Annotated in this window: 23 protein-coding genes and 1 tRNA gene; 14 read left to right on the top strand and 10 right to left on the bottom strand. The window is 71.1% G+C overall.

What is annotated here, in order from left to right; translation table 11 throughout:
• Positions 1-124: 124 nt before the first annotated feature.
• Positions 125-709 (top strand): flavin reductase family protein, encoded by a 585-nt coding sequence (locus tag AB0H86_RS34485; protein WP_362448004.1) that lies wholly within the window; start codon positions 125-127, stop codon positions 707-709.
• A 48-nt stretch (positions 710-757) separates the two neighbouring features.
• Entirely contained in the window at positions 758-1,231 is a 474-nt protein-coding gene (locus tag AB0H86_RS34480; protein ID WP_362448001.1) for a GNAT family N-acetyltransferase, read from the top strand.
• A gap of 262 nt (positions 1,232-1,493) precedes the next feature.
• Here the strand turns inward: AB0H86_RS34480 and arfB are convergent, their stop codons facing one another.
• Positions 1,494-1,931: an alternative ribosome rescue aminoacyl-tRNA hydrolase ArfB gene (gene arfB, locus AB0H86_RS34475; RefSeq protein WP_362447998.1), complete on the bottom strand. Its 438-nt coding sequence runs from the start codon at positions 1,929-1,931 to the stop codon at positions 1,494-1,496.
• A gap of 178 nt (positions 1,932-2,109) precedes the next feature.
• Here arfB and AB0H86_RS34470 point away from each other — a divergent pair, with 178 nt between their 5' ends.
• On the top strand, positions 2,110-2,685 hold the full coding sequence (locus tag AB0H86_RS34470; RefSeq protein WP_086762889.1) for a TerD family protein: 576 nt from the start codon (positions 2,110-2,112) through the stop codon (positions 2,683-2,685).
• Positions 2,686-2,762: 77 nt separating this feature from the next.
• A complete protein-coding gene (locus AB0H86_RS34465) occupies positions 2,763-3,278 on the top strand; it encodes a GNAT family N-acetyltransferase (protein ID WP_362447994.1) in 516 nt (171 codons plus the stop codon).
• 19 nt (positions 3,279-3,297) lie between these two features.
• Here AB0H86_RS34465 and AB0H86_RS34460 read toward each other — a convergent pair whose 3' ends face one another.
• Positions 3,298-4,695 (bottom strand): M1 family metallopeptidase, encoded by a 1,398-nt coding sequence (locus tag AB0H86_RS34460; RefSeq protein WP_362447991.1) that lies wholly within the window; start codon positions 4,693-4,695, stop codon positions 3,298-3,300.
• A gap of 40 nt (positions 4,696-4,735) precedes the next feature.
• Here AB0H86_RS34460 and AB0H86_RS34455 point away from each other — a divergent pair, with 40 nt between their 5' ends.
• On the top strand, positions 4,736-5,236 hold the full coding sequence (locus tag AB0H86_RS34455; RefSeq protein WP_362447988.1) for a hypothetical protein: 501 nt from the start codon (positions 4,736-4,738) through the stop codon (positions 5,234-5,236).
• A gap of 76 nt (positions 5,237-5,312) precedes the next feature.
• Here the strand turns inward: AB0H86_RS34455 and AB0H86_RS34450 are convergent, their stop codons facing one another.
• The gene (locus AB0H86_RS34450; protein WP_362447985.1) at positions 5,313-6,062 is read right to left on the bottom strand and encodes a pentapeptide repeat-containing protein; all 750 of its coding nucleotides are present in this window, start codon (positions 6,060-6,062) and stop codon (positions 5,313-5,315) included.
• 140 nt (positions 6,063-6,202) lie between these two features.
• Here AB0H86_RS34450 and AB0H86_RS34445 point away from each other — a divergent pair, with 140 nt between their 5' ends.
• The 3 genes from AB0H86_RS34445 to AB0H86_RS34435 all read left to right on the top strand — a co-directional run bounded on the left by AB0H86_RS34445 (position 6,203) and on the right by AB0H86_RS34435 (position 10,002).
• Complete coding sequence (locus AB0H86_RS34445) at positions 6,203-7,363, top strand: NAD(P)-binding protein (RefSeq protein WP_362447982.1); 1,161 nt, start codon at positions 6,203-6,205, stop codon at positions 7,361-7,363.
• Between the two features lie 84 nt (positions 7,364-7,447).
• Positions 7,448-8,464, top strand: a complete 1,017-nt coding sequence (locus tag AB0H86_RS34440; protein ID WP_362447979.1) for a zinc-binding dehydrogenase — start codon at positions 7,448-7,450, stop codon at positions 8,462-8,464.
• A 44-nt stretch (positions 8,465-8,508) separates the two neighbouring features.
• A complete protein-coding gene (locus AB0H86_RS34435; RefSeq protein ID WP_362447976.1) occupies positions 8,509-10,002 on the top strand; it encodes an MFS transporter in 1,494 nt (497 codons plus the stop codon).
• 74 nt (positions 10,003-10,076) lie between these two features.
• On the opposite strand, the gene AB0H86_RS34430 is transcribed toward AB0H86_RS34435, so the two are convergent.
• The gene (locus AB0H86_RS34430; RefSeq protein ID WP_362448156.1) at positions 10,077-10,730 is read right to left on the bottom strand and encodes a rhomboid-like protein; all 654 of its coding nucleotides are present in this window, start codon (positions 10,728-10,730) and stop codon (positions 10,077-10,079) included.
• A 34-nt stretch (positions 10,731-10,764) separates the two neighbouring features.
• On the opposite strand from AB0H86_RS34430, the gene AB0H86_RS34425 reads away from it, so the two are divergent.
• Genes AB0H86_RS34425 through AB0H86_RS34415 form a run of 3 tightly spaced genes read left to right on the top strand, consistent with a single transcriptional unit; the run spans position 10,765 to position 13,320 of the window.
• Positions 10,765-11,655, top strand: coding sequence for an aminoglycoside phosphotransferase family protein (locus AB0H86_RS34425; protein WP_362447973.1), 891 nt, complete (start codon positions 10,765-10,767; stop codon positions 11,653-11,655).
• A gap of 23 nt (positions 11,656-11,678) precedes the next feature.
• Positions 11,679-12,164, top strand: a complete 486-nt coding sequence (locus AB0H86_RS34420) for a GNAT family N-acetyltransferase (protein WP_362447970.1) — start codon at positions 11,679-11,681, stop codon at positions 12,162-12,164.
• Between the two features lie 49 nt (positions 12,165-12,213).
• Entirely contained in the window at positions 12,214-13,320 is a 1,107-nt protein-coding gene (locus tag AB0H86_RS34415; protein ID WP_362447967.1) for a DUF4037 domain-containing protein, read from the top strand.
• Positions 13,321-13,334: 14 nt separating this feature from the next.
• On the opposite strand, the gene AB0H86_RS34410 is transcribed toward AB0H86_RS34415, so the two are convergent.
• Positions 13,335-13,408: transfer RNA gene (locus AB0H86_RS34410), tRNA-Thr, on the bottom strand.
• Between the two features lie 241 nt (positions 13,409-13,649).
• Here AB0H86_RS34410 and ugpC point away from each other — a divergent pair.
• From ugpC to AB0H86_RS34395, 3 genes are all read left to right on the top strand, one after another.
• The gene (gene ugpC / locus AB0H86_RS34405) at positions 13,650-14,786 is read left to right on the top strand and encodes a sn-glycerol-3-phosphate ABC transporter ATP-binding protein UgpC (protein WP_362447964.1); all 1,137 of its coding nucleotides are present in this window, start codon (positions 13,650-13,652) and stop codon (positions 14,784-14,786) included.
• A 216-nt stretch (positions 14,787-15,002) separates the two neighbouring features.
• Positions 15,003-15,455 carry a hypothetical protein gene (locus tag AB0H86_RS34400; protein ID WP_362447962.1) on the top strand — a complete coding sequence of 151 codons (453 nt, stop codon included), beginning with the start codon at positions 15,003-15,005 and terminating at the stop codon, positions 15,453-15,455.
• Between the two features lie 109 nt (positions 15,456-15,564).
• Entirely contained in the window at positions 15,565-16,296 is a 732-nt protein-coding gene (locus AB0H86_RS34395) for a nucleotidyltransferase family protein (RefSeq protein ID WP_362447959.1), read from the top strand.
• A 547-nt stretch (positions 16,297-16,843) separates the two neighbouring features.
• Here AB0H86_RS34395 and AB0H86_RS34390 read toward each other — a convergent pair.
• The 5 genes from AB0H86_RS34390 to ispD form a co-directional block, all read right to left on the bottom strand.
• The gene (locus tag AB0H86_RS34390) at positions 16,844-18,616 is read right to left on the bottom strand and encodes a DoxX family membrane protein (protein ID WP_362447956.1); all 1,773 of its coding nucleotides are present in this window, start codon (positions 18,614-18,616) and stop codon (positions 16,844-16,846) included.
• A gap of 118 nt (positions 18,617-18,734) precedes the next feature.
• A complete protein-coding gene (gene rlmB / locus AB0H86_RS34385) occupies positions 18,735-19,676 on the bottom strand; it encodes a 23S rRNA (guanosine(2251)-2'-O)-methyltransferase RlmB (RefSeq protein WP_362447953.1) in 942 nt (313 codons plus the stop codon).
• A gap of 110 nt (positions 19,677-19,786) precedes the next feature.
• Positions 19,787-21,199, bottom strand: coding sequence for a cysteine--tRNA ligase (cysS, locus tag AB0H86_RS34380; RefSeq protein ID WP_362447950.1), 1,413 nt, complete (start codon positions 21,197-21,199; stop codon positions 19,787-19,789).
• Positions 21,200-21,389: 190 nt separating this feature from the next.
• Positions 21,390-21,893 carry a 2-C-methyl-D-erythritol 2,4-cyclodiphosphate synthase gene (ispF, locus tag AB0H86_RS34375; RefSeq protein WP_362447947.1) on the bottom strand — a complete coding sequence of 168 codons (504 nt, stop codon included), beginning with the start codon at positions 21,891-21,893 and terminating at the stop codon, positions 21,390-21,392.
• The gene (ispD, locus tag AB0H86_RS34370; protein WP_362447944.1) at positions 21,883-22,695 is read right to left on the bottom strand and encodes a 2-C-methyl-D-erythritol 4-phosphate cytidylyltransferase; all 813 of its coding nucleotides are present in this window, start codon (positions 22,693-22,695) and stop codon (positions 21,883-21,885) included. The genes ispF and ispD overlap by 11 nt, the downstream gene beginning before the upstream one ends.
• Positions 22,696-22,738: the final 43 nt, after the last annotated feature.

The following is a 22,738-nucleotide window of genomic DNA, read 5'->3' as shown; positions in this document are numbered from 1 at the left end:
TTTACTGAACGCAAACTGTGTAACTCGGCGTCCCTGCCCACGGAAACTCGGCCCTGAGTCCTAGGACCGCGCTCCGCCCTGGGCCCGATGCGGTCCGCGTGGGGCGGAGACTAGCGTTTCGGGTGTGCCGAACACTCCTCTCGCCCCCTCCGCCACCGTCCCCTCGCCCGCCTCCGGGCATGCTGTGGGGGTGAGTAACGACGAGTTCCGCGCCGCCATGTCCCGGCTGGCCGCCGGAGTGGTCCTGGTGACCGCGCAGGAGGCGTCACTCGACCCGGACGATCCCGGGGCGCCGGCCGGCGAGGACGTCGGCATGACGGCGACGGCGTTCATGTCGGTCTCCCTCGACCCGCCCCTGGTGCTGGTCAGCGTGCGCGAGGGCTCCCGCATGGACGACCTGTTCGACGAGCAGCCCCTGTGGGCGGTGTCGGTGCTGTCCGAGAGCCAGCGGCACATCGCCGGCCGTTTCGCCATGAAGGGCCGCATCAGCGACCGCCTGCTCTTCGAGGACATCCCCTACGTCCGCGGCGAGATCAGCGGCGCTCCCCTGGTGGGCGACGCCCTGGCCACCCTGGAGTGCCGAACGGAACAGCGCATGACGGCCGGCGACCACACCCTGGTCGTCGGGCGGGTCCTTGCGGCGGCCGTACCGAACGCGGACGGCGGCCCGCTGACGTATTTCCGGGGCCGTTACCGGCAGTTGGGCTGACCGGGAATTCACTCGCCCTTGTGCGATCCGCCTCCATAGGGTGCCCGCATGACGACGACTTCCACGCCCCGTCTCGAAGAGATCACACCCCGTAACTTCGAGGCCGCGACCGGCATTAAGGTCCGCCCGGATCAGGAATTCGCGGTCGCCCCGGTGATGAAGTCCCTCGCCGAGGCGTACGTCCACCCCGCAGACGTCGCGTGGCCCCGCCTGATCGTCGACGGCGAACGTCCCGTCGGTTTCCTCATGGCCTTCTTCGAGATCGACTGGAAGGAGGACGGCACCCTCTTCCGCTCCGGCCTGTGGCGCCTGAACATCGCGGCCGGGGAACAGGGCCGGGGCTACGGCCGGTTCGCCGTGGAGTCCGTCGCGGCCGAGATCCGCCACCGGGGCGGCAAGGAGATGTACGTCACCTGGCACCCCGGCCCGACCGGCCCCAGGGACTTCTACCTGGGGCTGGGATTCCGGAAGACGGGCGAGACGAGCGGAGACCAGACGGTCGGGGTGCTGGAGCTGGTCTAAGGGGTCCTTGCACTATGAGCGCCCGATCAGGTCGCGTGGTCTGGTGCCGTGCATCGCAAGGCGCCGGAGAGCCCTCGATGGGGGTCCCCCCGCGCGAGCGAAGTCGAGCGTGGGGGAGGAGCTACTAGGGCTTTTCGGCAACGCGGCGAGGTGCGGTGCCAGGGCGCGCGACCCGGGCGGGCATAGTGCAAGGACCCCTAAGGACGTACGGCAGCCGGGAAGCGGACGGGGGCGCTCACCGCCAGAGGTGTGACGGGGAAGCTCACCCCCAGTCGCGGCCGGTGCGCCCCCGTTTGGTGTCCGAGCGCTGCTTCTTCTCCCGCAGACGGCGTTCGTTGATCCCCCGAGGGATGCGGGTGGCCCGGCGCGGCTTGGGCGGCGGGGCCGTCGCCTCGGCGAGAAGGGTTGCCAGACGTACGGCGGCGGTCTCGCGGTTGCGCCACTGGGAGCGGTGCTCGGAGGCGCGGACGGTCACCACGCCGTCCACGAGCCGCCCGGCCAGCTTGGCCACGGCCCGCTGCTTCCACACCTCGGGCAGGGCCTCGGTGCGGGCCAGGTCGAAACGGAGCTCGACCTGTGTGTCGCTGGTGTTGACGTGCTGCCCGCCCGGCCCCGACGACCGCGAGAAACGCCACATGAGCTCGGCCTCGGGGAGTGAGACGGAGCCGCGGATGAGATAGGGCCCGGACATGACGTACATGTTCCCCCGTCTGACCGGTCCACGTCACCCCAATAACGACCGGAGGGGCCGGAAGGGTGGAAAAGTGCGGCGGGTAAAGAAAGTAAAGACACGGGGAACCTTGGACACCCCGCGCGGCGTTCATAGGGGTAGCTGTAGCTTCGTGCCCGTTAGATAACGAGGGAAGGGACTCCCAACAATGGCTGTAAGCCTGTCCAAGGGTGGCAACGTCTCGCTCACCAAGGAGGCTCCGGGCCTGACCGCCGTCACCGTGGGCCTCGGCTGGGACGTCCGCACCACCACCGGCACGGACTTCGACCTCGACGCCTCCGCGATCGCGGTCAACCCGCAGGGCAAGGTCTACTCGGACGGCCACTTCGTCTTCTTCAACAACAAGCAGACGCCGGACCAGACCATCGTCCACACCGGTGACAACCGCACCGGCGAGGGCGCGGGCGACGACGAGGCGATCAACGTCAACCTCGCCGGTCTCCCGGCCGACGTCGACAAGATCGTCTTCCCGGTCTCGATCTACGACGCGGAGAACCGCTCGCAGAACTTCGGCCAGGTCCGCAACGCCTACATCCGCATCGTCAACCAGGCCGGCGGCGCCGAGATCGCCCGCTACGACCTGTCTGAGGACGCGGCGACGGAGACGGCGATGGTCTTCGGCGAGCTCTACCGCAACGGCGCCGAGTGGAAGTTCCGCGCGGTCGGCCAGGGCTACGCCTCGGGCCTGGTCGGCATCGCCCAGGACTTCGGCGTCAGCGTCTGACGAGCGCCTCGCTGTGCGGGACCCCTGGCTTCGGCCGGGGGCTCCCGCATTTCTGCGGCCCTGGCTAGGTTGCCCCCGTGATCCTGACCCCGCTCACACTCTCCCTCGACCACGACATCCCGGCCCCGCTCCTGACCGAACTCGCCGCGCTCTACGCCGCCAACCGCGAGTTCCAGGCGCTCAGCGGTGACTTCCCGGACCCGGACGACATCCGCCCGGAGCAGGTCGCGGCGGCCCTGGCGGAGGAACTGGCCCAGCCGGACGTGGAGGTACTGCTCGCACGCGGCTCGGGCCGACTGGTCGGCATCGCGATCACCCTCGCCCACCATCCCGACCCGGCCGACCCGGACCCGTGGATCGGCCTGCTGATGGTGGCCGCGGACGTCCACCGCCAGGGCTACGGCCGCCGGCTGGCGACCCTCGTCGAGGACCGCTTCCGCGAAGCGGGCCGCACCGCCGTCCGCCTGGCCGTCCTCGACGCCAACCCGAAGGCCCTCGCCTTCTGGACGTCCCTCGGTTACGAGCCGATCGCCCACCGCGCGGACCGTCAGAAGGCCCGCCCCTGCACGGTCCTGCGCAAGCCGCTGCGCTAGCTCGACTCCCTGGACTCCCTCAGTCCTTCGCCGGCTTCCCGTCCCCGTAGAGCCACTCCTCCCAGATCCCGCTGAAGTCCTCACCGGGTGCCTTCTTCTCGACGTACGCGGTGAAGTCGGCGGTGTCCGCGTTCCCGTGGCGGTGGGCGGCGGCCCAGCCCTGGACGATTTCGTAGAAGGTGTCGTCGCCGACCGTCTGCCGGATCCGGTGCAGGACCATCGCGCCGCGCTGGTAGACCGGGCTGTCGGAGATGTGCGCGGCGCTCGTCGGCCGTGCGGGCGGAAAGGCCCAGAGGTCCTCGTGGATCTCCTCGCCGTGGTCGTAGAGGGCGTCGAAGGTCTTCTGGGCGCTGTCGCCGCCGTGGTCCTCGTCCCACAGCCATTCCGCGTACGTCGCGAATCCCTCGTTGAGCCACATGTCCCGCCAGGTCCTCGGGGTGACGGAGTTGCCGTACCACTGGTGGGCGAGTTCGTGGACGAGGGTCCCGGTGTCGGGCACGCCGGGGAAGACCGGCCGGTTCTGGGTCTCCAGGGCGTAACCGGCGTCGGCGTCGCGGTCGACGATCGCTCCCGTGGAGGAGAAGGGGTAGGGGCCGAAGTTGTACTCGGCCCACTCCATGATGTCGGGAATCCCGGCGAGCACCTTCCGGCTCTTCTCGGCCTTGGCCGGGTCCACGGCGACGTACACGGGCAGGCCGGAGGGGGTGGTGGAGCGGGTGATGTCGTAGTGGCCGACGGCGAGCGTGGCGACGTAGCTCGCCATGGGCTCCGCGGTGTGCCAGGTGTATGTCGTACGGCCCCCCTTGGTCCGCTCGCCCGTCAACTCCCCGTTGGAGACGGCCTTCAGGCCCTCGGGGACGGTCACGGCGAGGTCGTACGACGCCTTGTCGGAGGGGTGGTGGTTGCCGGGGAACCACGCCATGGAGCCGGTGGGCTCACCGAGGGCCAGCGCCCCGTCCTCCGTGCGCAGCCAGCCCTCCCGCGAGCCGTCCGGGTCGGTGATCGTCTCCGGGACGCCGGAGTAGCGGACGGTCACCCGGAACCTCTCGCCGTCGTCGAGGTCGTCGGACGGCCGGACGGTCAGCTCCTGCCCGGCGCGGTTCCAGCGGGCGCTCCGGTCCCCGACGGTGACGCTCTCGACGTCCAGGCCCTTGAGGTCCAGGTCGAACGCGGAGAGGTCCTGGGTGGCGCGTGCGGTGACCGCCGCCGTACCGGAGAGACGATCCGTGTCCGGGTCGTAGGCAAGGGTCAGGCCGTAGTGCGTGACGTCGTAGCCGCCGTTGCCCGCCTTCGGGAAGTACGGGTCGCGCACACCGGAGCCGCCGGTCGTGCCCTGGACGCCCGCCCCGCACGCGGTCAGCGCCACGGCGAGGAGGGCGGCGGCACAGGTCGGGGCAACCGGTACGGATCGGGGCACGCCAGTGATCCTATGAGGACCGCGTGGCACCATCACGTACGTGCTCGACATCGGCTACGCCCTCTCCAACCGTTTCCCCGACCCCCCGCAGACCGACTACCGCCGCGCGGACGTCCGGGCCCTGCGGCACGACCTGTTCTGCGGTGACGTCTACCTCGCCGACACCAAGGCGGACCGGGAACTGTCCACAGCCTGGGGATGGGTGCCGGTGCTCGACTTCGCGTGGGCGCTGTGCGACATCGTGGAACAGATCGACCGCGACCCGGCGGGCTCCCGCGCCGCCCGCCCCCAGCGCGCGGAACTGGACTTCACCGAGTCGACCGACCGGATGCTCTTCGAGCGCCGCTTCGGCTGGGTGGACGTCGAGGCGGACTGGATGCAGGCGGAGGAGCCCCCGCTGAACTTCTCCCACACCGCGCTCCGCCGCGAGGCCCGCGACTTCCTGCACGACCTGATCGCCGACCTGGTCGACCTCCACGACGACCTGGGCGAGAACCCGGCGATCTGGACACTGCAGGCCCGGTTTCCCAGAGTGCGGTGAGTTCGCCGGAGTGCGGTGAGTTCGAAGGACGCACCGGGGGCCCGTACCGAAGGGCCCCGCGACCCCCGTCGCCCCGTCACCCCTCCACACGGATCCCCAGCGCCCCCGCCAACACCGGTGCCAGATCCAGCAGTTGAGCCGGACTGATGACCGCCCCCGCCAGCCGGTCCACCCCTCGCGCGATCTCCAGTGACGCGGCCCCGCGCAGGTCGACGTCCGTGAGGGTCGCCCCGGTGAGGTCCGCTCCCTTCAGCGCGCAGTCCACGAACTCCACCCGCTCCAGCCGGGCACTCCCGAAGTCCGGCTCGACCAGGACGCAGCTCTCGAAGACGACGTCTCTGAGCCGGGCGGTACGCAGGTTCAGATAGTCGATCTTGCCGCCGCGGATCACGACACGCTCCAGGACCGCTCCGTGCAACTGGACCCCGCCCATGCGGGCGTCGACCACCTCCACGTCCCGCAGGGTCGCCTCCGCGAGGTCGGTGCCCACGCCCCGCGGGCCGGTGAGAACCGAGTCCAGGATCCGGGCCCGGGTCAGGCGGGTCTCGTCCAGCGCGCACCCCGTCAGCGCGCAGTCCATGAAGCGGGCGCCCCCGCCGTCCTGCCCGGCGAAGTCCGCCTCCCGGAACTCCAGCCCGTCATAGTCCCCGTCCGGCTCCAACTCCCCGCCGTCGAACGGATCCAGCGGCGGCAGCCGCACCTCCGGCCGCCGCGCCGCCTTCACCCCGGAGCCACCGACACCAACGGCACCACCGGAACCGCCGACACCACCCGACCCACCGCCCCCGCCGCTTCCACCACGCCCACCCGCCGCTCTCCTCGCCATGCCCCCATCCTGCACCCCAGCACTGACAACCCGCCCTGACCTGCGAAGACACCGCCCATGTCACATTCCCGGCCTCAGATCGGTCCTATCCACAGAACAGACGTCAGAAAGGCGACCCCAACCCGAGGGAGACCACAGACATGCACCGCATCACCGTCATCGGCGGCGGCTTCGCCGGACTGACCGCGGCCATCACCGCAGCCGAGGCGGGCGCCAAGGTCACCGTCCACGAGGCCCATCACACCCTCGGCGGACGGGCCCGGACCGCCGAGGGGCCGTACCGGACGAACGAAGGGCCACACGCCCTCTACAGCGGCGGCCCGCACTGGGCCTGGCTCAGGCAGCGCGACCTGATCGGGCCGCTCGCCCCCATACCCCCGCTGGAAGCGGCCCGACTGCGGCTGCGCCACAAGGGCGCACTGCGCCGCACCCCGCCCTTCGCCATGCTCAAACTGCTGCGCCCCGGTGCCCGGCAGGCGCCCGTCGATGTCGACTTCCTGACCTGGGCGACCGAACAGGCCGGCGAGGAGGGCGCGCGGGCCGCCGCCAACTACTCCGCCGTCGCCCTCTTCCACCACGACCCGGGCGCCCTGTCCGCCGCGTTCGTACAGGAACGCCTGCGCCGCGCGACCAAGCTCCCGCCGGAGGCCCACTATCCGCGCGGCGGCTGGGGCGGTCTCATCGACCGGATGGCCGCGCGGGCCTGGAACCTGGGAGTACGCATGGAGACGCTCTCCCGCGTCGACACCCTCCCCACCGACACACCCGTCATCGTCGCCACCTCCCTCGACGCCGCCAGGCACCTCCTCGGCGACGAATCGCTGACCTGGACGAGCGGCCGTACGACTCTCCTCGACCTCGCGGTGCGCACCCGGCGCGGGGACGCGTTCGCCGTGTCCGACCTCGACTCCCCCGGCTGGATCGAACGGTTCACAGCCCAGGACCGGTCCCTCGCCCCCGCCAGCGAGCAGCTCCTCCAGGGGCAGATCCCCCTCGCCCCGCACGAGACGAAGGCCGACGGCGTCGCGCGCGCGGAGCAGCTGCTCGACCTCGCCTTCGAGGGCTGGCGCGAGCGCGTCACCTGGCGACGCGAGGCCGTCGCGAACGGCCGCACCGGGGCCGTCGACCTGCCCGGCACCAGCTGGCGCGACCGACCGGCGATCGACCGCGGCGACGGCGTCTTCCTCGCCGGCGACCAGGTCGCAGCCCCGGGCGTGCTGTCCGAGGTGTCCTTCAACAGCGCCCTCACCGCCGTCTCGCTCACCCTCGGCCACCAGACCCTTGACCTCAAGCATGCTTGAGGTCGAAGAGTGGGCCATCACAAGCGGGACCGCGGTGCGAGAACACCCCTCACCGATGGACACCGCCCACCGATGGGGGACCCCATGCACGCCATCCGCCTGCACACCTTCGGCCCGGCCGACAACCTCACACTCGAACAGGTCGCCGACCCCGTACCCGGCCCCGGCCAGGTCCGAATCGCCGTAGCGGCAGCCGGTGTCCACCTGCTGGACACCGCCCTGCGCGAGGGCATCCAGGGCCCCCTGCCCGAGCCGCCGGCCCTGCCCACGATCCCCGGCCGGGAGGTCGCCGGCACCGTCGAGTCCCTCGGCGAGGGCGTCGCCGACCTGTGGCTCGGCCGACGCGTGGTCGCCCACCTCGGCTTCGCCCCGGGCGGCTACGCCGAACTCGCCGTCACCGACGTCGACCGCGTCCACGAGATCCCGCACAACCTCGACGCCGCGCAGGCCGTCGCCATGATCGGAACGGGCCGTACGACGATGGGCATCCTGCAGTTCGCCGAACTCGGCCCCGACTCGGTGGCCGTGATCCCGGCCGCCGCCGGCGGAATCGGCACCCTTCTCGTGCAGTACGCCAAGAACGCGGGCGCCACCGTCATCGGCCTCGCGGGCGGACCGGAGAAGACGGCCCGCGTCCGCGCCAACGGCGCCGATCTCGCCGTCGACTACACGGACCCGGGCTGGCCCGACAAAGTACGCGCACACCTGGACGGCCTCACCCCGTCCCGGGCAGACTCGACCGACAGCCCCCGCACCGCCACCGTCGTCTTCGACGGCGTGGGCGGCGACATCGCCCGCGCGGCCGTCGACCTGCTCGGACCCGGCGGCAGACACCTCGTGTTCGGCTGGTCCGGAGCCGGCCTGCACGACGGCGAGCCGTATCTCGTCGACGGCGTCTCCCAGCAGGTCCTCGGGCCCGTGATGATGCGGAAGGCCGGCGGCCCCAGCCCCGTCCGCACCCTGGAACTACGCGCCCTCACCGAGGCCGCCACGGGCCGCCTCACCCCCGCCGTACAGCGCCTCCCCCTCGCCGAGGCAGCCGCCGCGCACCACGCCCTGGAGACCCGCCGCACAACCGGAAAGGTGGTACTGGAGCCATGACCTCCAAGGATGCGACACAACCCGATCCGTGGTCTTCTGACGGGGTGAGTGACACCCGCCCAGGTGACTCCGCGGGAACCGACCCCCGCCGCTGGTGGGGCCTGGTGATCATCGCGCTCGCGCAGCTCATGGTCGTCCTCGACGCGACGATCGTGAACATCGCACTCCCCTCCGCACAGCACGACCTGGGCATGTCCGACGGCAACCGCCAGTGGGTCATCACCGCCTACACCCTGGCCTTCGGCGGCCTCCTCCTGCTCGGAGGCCGCATCGCCGACCTGGTGGGCCGCAAACGCACCTTCGTCATCGGCCTGATCGGCTTCGCCGCCGCCTCCGCCCTCGGCGGCGCGGCCACCACCGAGGGCATGCTCTTCGGCGCCCGCGCCCTCCAGGGCGTCTTCGCCGCCGTCCTCGCCCCGTCCGCGCTGTCCCTCCTGACGACGACGTTCACCGACCCCAAGGAACGTGGAAAAGCCTTCGGTATCTACGGCGCCCTCGCCGGCAGCGGCTCGGCGATCGGCTTCATCGTCGGCGGCCTGCTCACCGAGTACCTGAACTGGCGCTGGTGCCTCTACGTCAACGTACCGATCGCGGTCATCGCCGTCTTCGGCGCGCTCGCCCTGCTGCGCGACTACCCCGCCCACACCGGCGCCCGCCTCGACGTACCCGGCGTACTGCTGGGCTGCGGCGGCCTCGTCGCGATCGTCTACGGCTTCAGCGAGGCCGAACCCCGCGGCTGGACCGACCCCCTGGTGCTGACCCTGTTCGCGGGCGGCGTCGCACTCCTCGTGACGTTCGTGTGGTGGCAGGCCAGGGCACCCATGCCGCTGCTGCCGCTGCACATCATCAAGGACCGCAACCGCGCCGGCTGCTTCCTCACCATGGGCCTCGCCGTCATCGGCATGTTCGGCCTGTTCCTCTTCATGACCTACTACCTCCAGGTCATCCTCGGCTACTCACCGGTGCGGACAGGCCTGGCATTCCTGCCCCTGACCGCCGCGATCATCATCGGCTCCACACAGATCTCCGCCCGCCTCCTCAACCACGTCGGCCCCCGCATGCTGATGGTTCCCGGCATGGTCCTCGCCGCCGGCGGCATGGCGATCCTCACGCAGATGACCATCCACTCCGCCTACACCACCGAGATCCTGCCCGCCCTCCTCCTCATGGGCCTCGGCATGGGCCTCACCTTCATGCCGGTGTTCTCCACCGCCACCGCGGGCGTCGCCCCCCAGGACTCCGGCGTCACCTCGGCAACCGTCAACACCTCACAACAGGTCGGCGGTTCCATCGGCACGGCCCTGCTCAACACGATCGCCACCACCAGCAGCACCGCCTACGTCACCGCCCACCTCACCGACCCCGCCCAGCGGGCCCTGGTGGTGAACGAGGGCGTCGTCCACGGCTACACCGTCGCCATCTGGTGGGCCGTCGGCATCATGCTGCTTGCCGGCCTGATCGCGGGCCTCATGGTGACCGCGAAACCCCCGAAACAAGGCGCCCCGACGGGCACGCCGGTGCCGGAATCGGTGGCCTGAGGACGGGACGTCGGCCGGTGGCCTTCAACCGTTGACCTGGGGACGGGACACCACCCGGCGACATCACCTCGCCGTCACCCCCGCCACGAAGCCAACACCCCCCGCGGATCCCACACCCCTCCCCGCCCCCGCGTCACCGGATGACAGGCGAACCCGATCAACAACGCAACGAAATGCCCGAAATCGGTGAACGTCCGCCCCACCAGCAGCGGAACCCCGTACACCAGCGACACCACCGCCAGATACCCGAACCGCCACGGCCGCGCGATCCGGTACACCAGCACCCCGACCACCCCCGCCAGCGCGTAACTCACCCCGATGTCCACCGTGTCCGCCGTCGACGACGGCGCCCGCCCGTCCCACATCGCCACCAGCACCGCGCCCTCACTGATCAACGTCGCCAGCACATGCGCGGTCACACACACCACCAGCCAGCGCACGGTACCCAGCCAACGTTCCGCGGGCGCGTGGATGAAGCCGTACAGCGCCACATACGGCAGCCAGATCCCACCGTCGATCAGGAACGCGCTCGCGAACAACACCCGCACCGGGTTCTCCGACAACCGCTGGATGTTCGTCGACCGCTCCAGCAGGAACTCCCGCTCGAACTCCGGGGACATGTGATGAACGGCGACGGTACTGGCGAACAGCAACACCAACCAGACACACGTACCGGGCGCGCTACGGACGTAAGCCACCACCCGGCCCGGGCGCCGCTCAATTCGCATGAGGCGATTCACGCACGCAAGTATCGTCGGACCCGTGATCGACATTCCGGAGGGACTGGCCACCGCACAGCGGAAGTACAACGGCGCCGCGGGACACGCCTTCATCGCCCGACTGCCGGACCTGGCCGCGGACTTCCTCGACCGCTGGGAGCTACGGCTCGACGGCCCGCCCATGCACGGCGTCTCCGCCCTGATCCTCCCGGTGGTCCGCCGCACCGACACCACCCCGGCCGTCCTGAAACTCCAACTCCTCGACGCGGAGAGCGAAGGCGAACCCGTCGCCCTACGGGCCTGGCACGGCGACGGAGCCGTACGACTGCTCGACCACGACCCCACCACCGGCACCATGCTCCTGGAACGCCTCGACCCGGCCCGCATGCTGTCGCACCTGCCCGACTCCCGCGAAGCGGCCCTCGTCATCGCCCGCCTGCTGGCCCACCTCACCACCACCCCCGCACCCCACGGCATGCGCCGGCTCGGCGACATCACCCGGGCCATGCTCGACAGCACCCCCGCCGCCCTCGAACACATCCCGGACCCCGAGGACCGCCACCTCGTCGCCGACTGCGCGGCCGCCGTACGCGAGGTCGCCGCCGACCCCGGCGACCGGCTTCTGCACTGGGACCTCCACTACGACAACGTCCTCGCCGCCGACCGCGCCCCCTGGCTCGCCATCGACCCCAAACCCCTCGCCGGCGACCCCGGCTTCGAACTGCTCCCCGCCCTCTGGAACCGCTTCGACGCCGACGAGATCCCCTGGCGCTTCGACGCCATGACCGACGTCCTCGGCCTGGACCGCTCCCGCGCCCGCGCCTGGTCCCTCGGACGCGTCCTGCAGAACTGCCTGTGGGACATCGAGGACGGCCGCCCCCTACAGGCGGAACAACTGGAAATCGCCCGCCGCCTCAGAAGCCCCGCCCACTAGCCTGCGCCCACTAACCTGCGCCCATGATCCGACCCGCCACCCCCGCCGACGTCCCCGCCCTGCACACCCTCATCCGCGAACTCGCCGACTACGAGAAGGCCCTGGAAGAAGTCAAGGCCACCGAGCAGCAACTCCACGACGCCCTCTTCACCGACCACCCCACGACCCACGCCCTCATCGCCACCGACGACACCACAGGCGAACCGATCGGCTACGCCATCTGGTTCCTCAACTTCTCCACCTGGCGCGGCGTCCATGGCATCTACCTGGAGGACCTCTACGTCCGCCCCACCGCCCGAGGCGCCGGCCACGGCAAGGCCCTCCTCACCGAACTGGCCCGCCTCTGCGTCGACCGCGGCTACGCCCGCCTGGAGTGGGCCGTCCTCAACTGGAACGCCCCCTCCATCGCCTTCTACGAGGCCCTCGGCGCCCGCCGCCAGGACGAGTGGAGTGTGTACCGGCTCACAGATCAGGCGCTTGTGAAGGTATCGCGCATGACGCCGCACTGAATGGGCACGGCTCACCGGCGTGAGCATCACTGGAACGAGCCCCACGAACATGCCCGCCTTCTTACCCGGCCTCGAACTCTCTCGCCGGTTCTACACAGAAGCCGTACGCCCCTTACTGGAGGAGGCCGCCGCCGGCATCCCCCACTCCGCCGCGCGCATCGGCGGCGGCTCCGAAGTCCTCGGCTTCGACACCGCCCGCTCGGCGGACCACGAATGGGGCCCACGCCTCCAGCTGTTCCTCCGCCCCCGGGACGTCTCCCGGCACTCCGGCCGCATCAGACACATGCTCGCCGAACACCTCCCGAAGACCTTCCACGGCTACCCCACCCACTTCGCCGCCACCGACGAGACCCGCGACATCCGCGTCATGCGGGCCACCGACGGCCCCGTCCACCACCGCGTCGAAGTCACCCACGTCTCCTCCTGGTTCACCGCCACCCTCGGACTCGACCCGACCTCCCCCCTCACCCCGGCCGACTGGCTCGCCACCCCCACCCAGCTCCTCGCCGAGGTCACCGCCGGCGCCGTCTTCCACGACGGCCTCCATGTCCTCGCCCCCGCCCGAGCCGCCCTGCGCTGGTACCCCCGCGACCTCTGGCTCCACATCCTGGCCTGCCAGTGGCAGCGCATCTCCCAGGAAGAAGCCTTCGTCGGCCGCTGCGGCGAGGTCGGCGACGAACTCGGCTCCGCCGTCGTCACCGCCCGCCTGGCCCGGGACCTGATGCGGCTGTGCCTCCTCATGGACCGCCGCTACCCGCCGTACAGCAAATGGCTCGGCAGCGCCTTCGCCCGCACCTCCGCGGCCGACCGCCTCACCCCGTCCCTCACCGCGGCCCTCGCCGCCACCCACTGGCGCACCCGCGAGTCCCACCTCGCGACGGCCTACGAGACGGTCGCGGGCCTCCACAACCAGCTCGGCCTCACAGACCGCGTGGACCCCCACACCCGCCCGTACCACGCCCGCCCTTTCCAGGTCCTACGAGCGGAACGCTTCACCCAGGCCCTCCGCGCCCGCATCACCGACCCCGCCATCCGCGCCCTCCCCCTGACCGGCGCCGTCGACCAGTTCATCGACAGCACGGAGGTACTGAGCCAGGCGCAGACGGCCCGAGATGCCGCCCAGAGCATGCGAAAGCCCAGGCCAGAGGGACCCTGACCTGGGCTTTTCAGAGCCCCCTGTCGGATTCGAACCGACGACCTACGCATTACAAGTGCGTTGCTCTGGCCAACTGAGCTAAGGAGGCCCGTACGCGCCTCGCGCCTACGTGCCCACGCAGTGTACCCACCCCGCGGACCCGCCCTGTCGAGAGTTTCCCCGAAGTTCACCGTCCCCGAGGTACTGACAGCCGGGCAAACGCCGGGTACCGTCCTGACCCAGTTCACTGTGTGGACTACACCACCCTGGGCATGGCCCGGGGCGGCTCACCACCTTCCTACAACGGATCGTCCGGCACGTTCCTGCCGGTAGAAGGGGGCCCTGTAACCATGGCCACTGTCTCGTTCGACAAGGCGACCCGGGTGTACCCGGGTTCCACCAAGCCCGCCGTCGACGCCCTTGAGATCGACATCGAGGACGGGGAGTTCCTCGTACTGGTCGGTCCGTCCGGTTGCGGCAAGTCCACCTCGCTCCGCATGCTCGCGGGGCTCGAGGACGTGAACGCCGGCGCCATCCGCATCGGTGACCGTGACGTCACGCACCTGCCGCCGAAGGACCGGGACATCGCCATGGTGTTCCAGAACTACGCCCTGTACCCGCACATGAGCGTCGCCGACAACATGGGCTTCGCGCTCAAGATCGCCGGCGTGAACAAGGCGGAGATCAGGCAGAAGGTCGAGGAGGCCGCGAAGATCCTCGACCTCACGGACTACCTGGACCGCAAGCCGAAGGCGCTCTCCGGTGGTCAGCGTCAGCGTGTCGCCATGGGTCGCGCCATCGTGCGTGAGCCGCAGGTGTTCCTCATGGACGAGCCGCTGTCCAACCTGGACGCCAAGCTCCGTGTGTCGACGCGTACGCAGATCGCGTCGCTGCAGCGCCGTCTCGGCATCACCACCGTCTACGTGACCCACGACCAGGTCGAGGCCATGACGATGGGCGACCGGGTCGCCGTCCTCAAGGACGGTCTGCTCCAGCAGGTCGACTCGCCGCGCAACATGTACGACCGCCCGAACAACCTCTTCGTCGCCGGCTTCATCGGCTCCCCGGCGATGAACCTCGTCGAGGTCCCGATCACCGACGGCGGTGTGAAGTTCGGCAACTCCGTGGTGCCGGTCAACCGCGAGGCCCTCAAGGCCGCCTCCGACAAGGGTGACACCACGGTCACCGTCGGCGTCCGCCCCGAGCACTTCGACATCGTCGAGCACAACGGTGCCGCCGCCGCGGCCCTGACGAAGGACTCCGAGGACGCCCCGGCGGGCCTCGCGGTCTCCGTGAACGTCGTCGAGGAGCTCGGCGCCGACGGTTACGTCTACGGCAGCGCCAAGGTCGACGACGAGCTCAAGGACCTGGTCGTCCGCGTCAGCGGCCGCGCGGTTCCGGAGAAGGGCGCCACGCTGCACGTCGTGCCGCGTCCGGGCGAGACCCACGTGTTCTCGACCTCCACGGGCGAGCGCCTCACCGACTGAGGCGAACAGAGCGACCAACCGGGGTAATTCACCCTTGTTGACGAAGAGGGCCCCGCAGCCTGCTGCGGGGCCCTCTTCGTTGTCGACAAATACCCCGGCAGACCGGTCATTTCGAGCAGTGTGCGTCAACCCCCTACCCAGAAAAAGGCACCAGTTCATCCCCCGAACCGGTGACTAAATGTCGCCAAATCATCACCCCGCGCTACCCTCACTCGCGTGAAGCACTCCACTAACCAACCGACGCGACGCGGCCAGGGCCCCGCCCGCCGGATCGGCCGCTCCCTCGCCCTCGTCCTGCCCGTCGTCCTGGTGCTCTCCGGGACCCTCGCGGTCACCCGAGTCAACTGGTCGGGGAACCCCTCGAACTCGGTGCTCACGGCATCGGACGCCACCCTGTCCGACGCCAAGCCGCACGCCCCCCGGGCCCCGCAGGACGTACTGCGGGGCCGGCTCCTGACCGAACTCCAGGAGAAGGACCCCGGCATCGCCCTCACGCACCTCCAGGAGGCCGTCAACGGCCGCCCGTCGCTGGCGAAGCACTGCGTGTCCATCGCCAGGGCCCTGGGCCGTGCCGCGGTCCGTGTGTACGGGCCCACGCGCGCGCAGTCGTACGCCCGCCCGGTCTGCGACACGTCCTTCGCCACGGGCGTCGCGGCGGCGCACAGCTGAGCGCCCGGAGTCCGTTACCGCCCGCCCGGCCGGGGGAGGGCGGTAACGGCTGAACAAGGAACGGTTTCCGGGCCCGGCCGGGGGCGGGGCGCCACGTACAGTTCGGATCATGACCGATCCGAACGCCGCGTCCCGCCCCGTTCAAGCCGTGATCCTGGCCGGTGGCCAGGGTTCCCGGCTGCGTCCCTACACCGACGACCGGCCCAAGCCGATGGTCGAGATCCCCGGCACGGGGACTCCGATCATCGGCCATCAGCTTGTCTGGCTCGCGGAAGAGGGCGTGACGGACGTGGTGGTCAGTTGCGGTCATCTCGCGGACGTTCTGCGGCAGTGGCTGGACTCCGCGGATCTGCCGCTGAACGTGCAGACGGTCGTCGAGTCCGAGCCGCTGGGCCGTGGCGGCGGCCTCAAGTACGCCGCCGCGCGTCTCCCCCATCCGGATCGCCCCTGGTACGCCACGAACGGCGACATCTGGACCCGTTTCTCGCTGCGCGACATGGCGGACTTCCACACCGAGCGTGACGCGGTCGCGACCCTCGCGCTGGCGCGTCCGCGGATTCCGTGGGGGGCGGTGCAGACGGATGGCTTCGGGCACATCACCGACTTCATCGAGGCCCCGCCGTCGACGTTCGAGATCAACGCGGGTGTCTATGTGCTCTCCCCGGAGTTCGTCGATCTGCTGCCCGAGCGTGGTGACCACGAGCGGACGACTTTCCCCCACCTCGCGCGGGAGCGCCGGCTGGCCGGGTTCCCGATTCCGCAGGGGGCGTACTGGCGCGCCATCGACACCGCGAAGGACCTGACGGAGGCCGCGAAGGAGCTGGCCGCGATGGGACGTTGAGGCCGCCGCCGTTGGGCGGCTGAGGGCCGCCCTGTCCCGGCCACGAGCCGCGTCCCCGCTACGGGCTCTGTCCCGGCTGAGGGCCCTGTCCCGACCGCGAGCCGTTGTCGCGGCTGCGGACAGCATCCCGGCTGCGTACCGCGTCCCCACTACGGCCCCTGTCCCGGCCGCAGGCCCTGTCCCGGCTGCGGACAGCATCCCGGCTGCCTACCACGTCCTCGCTACGGGCCCTGTCCCGGCCGCGGGACCCGTCCCGGCCGCGAGCCGTTGTCGCGGCCGCGGACAGCGTCCCGGCTGCGTACCGCGTCCCCACTACGGGCCCTGTCCCGGCCGCGGGACCCGTCCCGGCCGCGGCCCGGTGGTGGCTGGTTGTGCCCACGTGGTGGAGCCGCACCTCCATACGGCCCGCGCCCCTGAGGGCGTTTCGGTTCCGTATGACGTACATGCCGAAGGGGCCCCGCGCGTCCATCGTGCGGGGCCCCTTCGGCGTATGGGCGAGGTGTTGTTCAGCCGGCGGGCGTGCCCAGAACTCCGCCCACCGGCTGGGTTACCCCAACAGGCCGCCCACAAGGCCCTGTTGGCCGGAGGATGAGCCTGATCCGCCTGAGCCGCCGGTGCCACCGGTGCTGCCGCTGCCACCGGTCCCGCCGGTGCTGCCCGCGCCGCCGGTCGAGCTGTCGCCGCCGGTGGCGCTGCCGCCGGAGGTGGGGCCGGAGCTGGTGCTGGGGGCCTGCTGGTCCGGGGCGGACTGCTGAGGCGGGGCCTGGCCCACGGTGCCCTGGGTCTGGCTGGGCGCTCCGCCGGTCGCGGTGCCGGCGTCCCGGGTGGCGCCCGGGGTGGTGGCGTCGGCGGTCGGGGTGCTGGCCGCTCCGGCGGTGGCGCCCTGGGTGGGCGAGCCGGAGGCGGACGGGGTCGCCTTGTGGCGCTTGGCGGGGTCCTGCGGGAGCGGGGAGCCGGGGAGTTCGTTGCGCGGGGCCTCGCCGGGTCCGGGGACGACCACGCGGTCGGCGTCGCGGACGGCACCGCCGAGCAGCGAGCCGGTGAGGAGGGTGATCCCGGCGGCGATGGCGGAGATGAGGGCGCCGCGGCGCAGGACGTAGCGGCGCAGTTCCCAGATGTCGGCGCGGGGTCCGAGGCGGCGCCAGGCGCTGCCGGCGAGGCGGCCGTCGATGGAGTAGACGGGGGCGCCGGCGATGATCAGCGGGGACCAGGCGGCGAGGAAGATGATGTCGGGGGTGTCGTAGGCGGGGGTGCTTTTCCAGCTGACGGTGACCAGGAGTGCGGCGGACAGGCCGGCGCCGACCACCGCGGCGACCCGCTGCCAGCAGCCCAGGATCGTGAGGACGCCCACGATGACCTGGAGGAAGGCGATGACGAGCCCGGCGCCGACGGGGTGCTGGAGGGCGAACTGCCTGAGCGGTTCGGCCGCTTCCCAGGGATGCAGGGTGTTGAGCCACTTGACCATGGAGCCGCGCTCGCCGCCGTCGAAGTAGACGGGGTCGCAGAGCTTGCCCATGCCGGTGTAGACGGAGATGAAGCCGAGGAAGACACGCAGCGGGAGGAGGACGACGCCGAGGTTCATGCGGCGGCCCGGGTAGTAGGCGTGCCGGGCGGGGTCGTCGCTGTGGCGCTTGGCGCGGTGGTCGCGGTCCGCGCCGGTGTCCTCGTACTCCTCGAACTCCTCGTCCGTGTAGGCGGGTTCGTGGTAGTCGGGTTCGTCGTAGGCGGGGGCTTGGAAGGCGGGTTCGTCGTAGGCGCTGCCCACGGTCCGCATGTTCGGCAGAAGTCGGGTGCCTTCGGAGGCGGGGGTGCGCTGGGCGCCCACGACCGGGGTCTCGACGGTCTGGTCGAGGGCGCCGGGGCCGTCGGCGTAACCCTGGCCGCCGTAGCCGCCGTTGATGTCGACGCGGGGGATGACCTGGGTGGCTCCGGTGTCGGCGGACGGGGCCGGTTCCTCGCCGTAGCGGATGCTGCCGCCCCGCACGGCCTGGAGCAGGCGGTGGGCGCCGGTGTCGTCGGGGGCGGACTTGCCGCTCCACACGACGGGGCGGCGGCGGGCGCCCGCGCTCGCGCCCGGTCTGCCGACCGCGCCGACGGCGGGCATGCGCGCGGCGTCCGCGGTGGCGCTCAAGTGCCGTGCGACCCGCGGCGATTGGGTACGCCGGGAGGACGCGCCCAACTGCACGCGGAAGCTCGCATGGTTGACGATGATCTGCGCCGGATCGCTCGGCACCTTCACCATGCTCAGCGCGGGAGCGTCGTCGTATCCCGACGGGCCGTCCCCCGAGGGTGTGCGGGGTGTTCTGGTGTCCACACTCATCTAACCGAGTGACGTGTGTTTAGGACACTGCTTTGACCGGGCGGATGTGTCCGGACCCCGTCAAGGCATTCCTGGACACCAGGAATGCCTCGTGTGGGTGACTATGTCGAACAGTCGCTCAGGCGCGTCGGCGTGCGGCCTCGTACAGCACGATGCCCGCCGCGACACCGGCGTTGAGCGACTCGGCCCCGCCCGGCATCGGGATCCGTACCCGGACGTCGCAGGTCTCCCCGACGAGTCGGGACAGGCCCTTGCCCTCGCTGCCGATGACGATGACGACCGGGCCGTCCAGTGCCGGCAGGTCGCCGATTTCGGCCTCACCGTCGGCGGCCAGGCCGACGACCGCGATGCCGGCCTTCTTGTACGCCTCCAGCGTGCGCGTCAAGTTGGTGGCGCGGGCGACGGGCGTACGGGCGGCCGCACCGGCGGACGTCTTCCAGGCACCGGCGGTCATGCCGGCCGCGCGCCGCTCCGGCACGACGACGCCATGGCCGCCGAAGGCGGAGGCGGACCGGACGACGGCGCCGAGGTTGCGCGGGTCGGTGACGCCGTCGAGGACGACGATGAGCGGGTCCTCGCCGTTGTCGTAGGCGGCGTTCGCGAGGTCCTCGGGGTGCGCGTACTCGTACGGCGGCACCTGGAGGACGAGGCCCTGGTGGTTGAGCCCGTTGGTCATGCGGTCGAGCTCGGGGCGGGGGGCCTCCATGAGGTGGATGCCGCCGCGCTCGGCGACGAGCTGGAGCGCCTCGCGCACGCGCTCGTCGTTGTCGATGAACTGCTGGACGTAGAGCGTCACCGCGGGCACGCCCTCGCGCAGCGCCTCGACGACGGGGTTGCGGCCCACGACCATCTCGGACGTGCCCTTGCCGCCCCGGCCGCGCGCTGTGGGACGGCGCACCGCCTGCTTCGCCTTGGCGTTGGAGATGCGGTTCTTCTTGTGTCCCTTGCGCGCCTCGGCGGGCGGGGTCGGTCCCTTGCCCTCCAGGCCCTTGCGCCGCTGGCCGCCACTGCCGACCTGCGCGCCCTTCTTGCCGGACATGCGGCGGTTGTTGGCTGCCATGACCTACCTGTCTGTTCTCGGAAAAGCCTCGGCGAGGCGAAGCGTGCGTGTGTACGTATATGCAGTGTGCCGCCCGGACGGCCGGGCGGCACAATCGATCAAGAAAGAGCTCAGCGCGGGCCGAGGCTCCAGCGGGGTCCCTGCGGTCCGTCCTCGATGACGAGCCCGGACTGGTTGAGCTGGTCGCGTATGGCGTCCGCGGTGGTCCAGTCCTTGCGGACACGCGCCGCCTCGCGCTGGTCGAGGACCAGGCGTACGAGGCTGTCGACGACCCCGTGCACGCTTTTATTGAGCACAGTGTCGCCGCGGTCGGCCTCGCCGACCCAGTGCGGGTCGAGCGGGTCCAGGCCGAGGACGCCGAGCATGGCGCGGACCTCGGCAAGGCGGGCCACCGCGGCTTCCTTGTCGTCGGCGGCCAGTGCGGAGTTGCCCTGCCGGACGGTGGTGTGCACGATGGCGAGGGCCTGCGGGACGCCCAGGTCGTCGTCCATCGCCTCGGCGAAGGCGGGCGGCACCTCGGCGGCGGGCTCGACGGCCCCGGCCTTCTCCACCACGCGCTGCACGAAGCCCTCGATCCGCGCGAACGCGGACTCGGCCTCGCGCAGGGCCTCCTCGCTGTACTCGATCATCGAGCGGTAGTGCGGGGTGCCGAGGTAGTAGCGCAGCACGATGGGGCGCCACGCCTTGACCATCTCGGAGACGAGCACCGAGTTGCCGAGCGACTTCGACATCTTCTCGCCGCTCATGGTGACCCAGGCGTTGTGCACCCAGTACCGGGCGAACTCGTCGCCGTAGGCCTTGGCCTGGGCGATCTCGTTCTCGTGGTGCGGGAAGATCAGGTCCAGGCCGCCGCCGTGGATGTCGAAGACGGTGCCGAGGTATTTGTGCGCCATCGCCGAGCACTCCAGGTGCCAGCCGGGGCGGCCGCGGCCCCACGGGGTCTCCCAGCTGGGCTCGCCGGGCTTGGCCGCCTTCCACATGGCGAAGTCGCGGGGGTCCCGCTTGCCGGTCTCGCCGTCGCCGGAGGGCTGGAGCAGGTTGTCCAGCTCCTGGTTGGACAGCCGCAGGTACTCCGGGAACGACTTCACGTCGAAGTAGACGTTGCCGTCGGACTCGTAGGCGTGGCCGCGCTCGATGAGGCCGCGCATCATCTCGACCATCTCGGTGACATGGCCGGTGGCGCGCGGTTCGTACGTCGGCGGCAGGCAACCGAGGACGGTGTAGCCGTCGTTGAACGCGCGCTCGTTCTCGTACCCGATCGACCACCAGGGGCGGCCCTGGTCGGCCGACTTGGTGATGATCTTGTCGTCGATGTCGGTGACGTTGCGGATGAACGTGACCTCGTAGCCGCGGTAGTCGAACCAGCGGCGCATGATGTCGAAGTTCAGGCCCGAACGGATGTGCCCGATATGCGGTGCGGCCTGCACGGTGGCACCACACAGGTAGATCGAGACACAACCCGGCTGGAGCGGGGCGAAGTCACGAATCTGCCGGGCACTGGTGTCGTACAGGCGAATAGTCACGACTCCAGGGTAGTAGGCGCCGGGGAGTGCCTTGTGACCTTCGGCTCAAGCAGGGCGTATTCGTGACGTTCGGCCCCGGCCGGGGGCGGGTTCGAGCCACGGGAGGGGTGCGGTGGCCCCCTCCAGACGCCGGTCCGCGGCACGAGGGCCGTCGCCTCAGACTCCGGTCCGCACCACCAGGGCCGTCGCCTCAGACCCCGGTCCGCACCACCAGGGCCGTCGCCACCGCCATCAGGCCCTCGTCGCGTCCGGGGAAGCCGAGGCCGTCCGTGGTCGCGCCGGAGACCGAGACCGGGGCGCCGGCCGCCTCCGACAGGATCTTCTGGGCCTCGTCCCGCCGCTTGCCGATCTTCGGGCGCGGCCCGACGACCTGTACGGCGATGTTGCCGACGGTGAAGCCCGCCTCGCGGACGATCCGGGCGGCCTCCGCCAACAGCGTGACGCCGGAGGCACCCGACCATTCGGGGCGCCCGGTGCCGAAGTGCAGGCCGAGGTCACCGAGGCCGGCCGCCGAGAACAGCGCGTTGCAGGCGGCGTGCGCGACGACGTCCGCGTCGGAGTGCCCGGCCAGGCCGGTGCCCTCGCCCTCCCACTTCAGGCCGGCGCACCACAGCTCGCGGCCCTCCTCGAAGGCGTGGATGTCGGTGCCGATGCCGACCTGGGGCAGCACGTACGGGGGAACCTCAGAAGCCATCGTTGAGCCTCCTGCGGGCCAGGACCGCCTCGGCGAGGACCAGGTCCAGCGGGCGCGTCACCTTGAAGGCCTCCTCGTGGCCGGGCACGGTCACGACCGTCTCGCCGAGCTGCTCGACCATGCTCGCGTCGTCGGTGACGTCGCCGGTGACCGTCTCGTGGGCGCGGACCAGGGTCACGCGGTCGAAGCCCTGCGGGGTCTGGACGGCACGGAGGCGGGCTCGCTCCGGAGTGGCGACGACGGGCTCCGGCTCGCCCGGGGTCGCGGCGGGTTCGACTTCCTTGACGGTGTCCGTGAGGGGCAGCGCGGGGACTACGGCCACGGCTCCCCCTCGTACGGTCTCGATGACCGCGTCCACCGTGTCGACCGGGACGAGGGGCCGGGCGGCGTCGTGGACGAGGACGATGTCGTACTCGGGCGGCAGCGCGTCCAGGCCGAGCTGCACGGACTCCTGCCGGCTCTCGCCGCCCGGGACGACCAGGAAGTCGGTCCGCTCGGGCAGCGCGTGCGCGTCGAGCAGTGACTTGACCTCGGGCGCGCCCTCGGGCGGTGCCACGACGACGACCAGGGAGACCGCTCGGGACGCGGCGAGCGCGCGGACCGCGTGGATGAGCATGGGCGTGCCGTTCAGCGCGCGAAGCGCCTTGGGTGCCCCCGGGCCGAGGCGCACACCGCGGCCGGCGGCCGGGATCACGGCGGCGGTCCGGGCGGTGGTCCGGGCAGTCGGCTGGGCCGCCGGTTGGGCAGTCGGCTGGGCAGTCGGCTGGGCTCCGGCAGGCGAGGGGCGCGAATCGTCAGACATCGGTTCCTGTCAGGTTTGTGTGCTCGGCATACGTGGGTATGGC

This window comes from Streptomyces sp. NPDC050997 (genome assembly GCF_040660135.1).
Classification (GTDB): domain Bacteria; phylum Actinomycetota; class Actinomycetes; order Streptomycetales; family Streptomycetaceae; genus Streptomyces.
Note: the sequence above shows the minus strand (reverse complement) of the source record. Positions and strands in the feature narration are given on the sequence as shown.

Bases quoted from the DNA above. Each gene is read 5' to 3' on its own strand.
- AB0H86_RS34480 (WP_362448001.1), top strand. From the start codon at position 758: ATGACGACGACTTCCACGCCCCGTCTCGAAGAGATCACACCCCGTAAC.
- arfB (WP_362447998.1), bottom strand. From the start codon at position 1,931: ATGTACGTCATGTCCGGGCCCTATCTCATCCGCGGCTCCGTCTCACTC.
- AB0H86_RS34470 (WP_086762889.1), top strand. From the start codon at position 2,110: ATGGCTGTAAGCCTGTCCAAGGGTGGCAACGTCTCGCTCACCAAGGAG.
- AB0H86_RS34450 (WP_362447985.1), bottom strand. From the start codon at position 6,062: ATGGCGAGGAGAGCGGCGGGTGGGCGTGGTGGAAGCGGCGGGGGCGGT.
- AB0H86_RS34445 (WP_362447982.1), top strand. From the start codon at position 6,203: ATGCACCGCATCACCGTCATCGGCGGCGGCTTCGCCGGACTGACCGCG.
- AB0H86_RS34440 (WP_362447979.1), top strand. From the start codon at position 7,448: ATGCACGCCATCCGCCTGCACACCTTCGGCCCGGCCGACAACCTCACA.
- AB0H86_RS34430 (WP_362448156.1), bottom strand. From the start codon at position 10,730: ATGCGAATTGAGCGGCGCCCGGGCCGGGTGGTGGCTTACGTCCGTAGC.
- AB0H86_RS34420 (WP_362447970.1), top strand. From the start codon at position 11,679: ATGATCCGACCCGCCACCCCCGCCGACGTCCCCGCCCTGCACACCCTC.
- AB0H86_RS34415 (WP_362447967.1), top strand. From the start codon at position 12,214: ATGCCCGCCTTCTTACCCGGCCTCGAACTCTCTCGCCGGTTCTACACA.
- ugpC (WP_362447964.1), top strand. From the start codon at position 13,650: ATGGCCACTGTCTCGTTCGACAAGGCGACCCGGGTGTACCCGGGTTCC.
- AB0H86_RS34395 (WP_362447959.1), top strand. From the start codon at position 15,565: ATGACCGATCCGAACGCCGCGTCCCGCCCCGTTCAAGCCGTGATCCTG.
- AB0H86_RS34390 (WP_362447956.1), bottom strand. From the start codon at position 18,616: ATGAGTGTGGACACCAGAACACCCCGCACACCCTCGGGGGACGGCCCG.
- rlmB (WP_362447953.1), bottom strand. From the start codon at position 19,676: ATGGCAGCCAACAACCGCCGCATGTCCGGCAAGAAGGGCGCGCAGGTC.
- ispF (WP_362447947.1), bottom strand. From the start codon at position 21,893: ATGGCTTCTGAGGTTCCCCCGTACGTGCTGCCCCAGGTCGGCATCGGC.
- ispD (WP_362447944.1), bottom strand. From the start codon at position 22,695: ATGTCTGACGATTCGCGCCCCTCGCCTGCCGGAGCCCAGCCGACTGCC.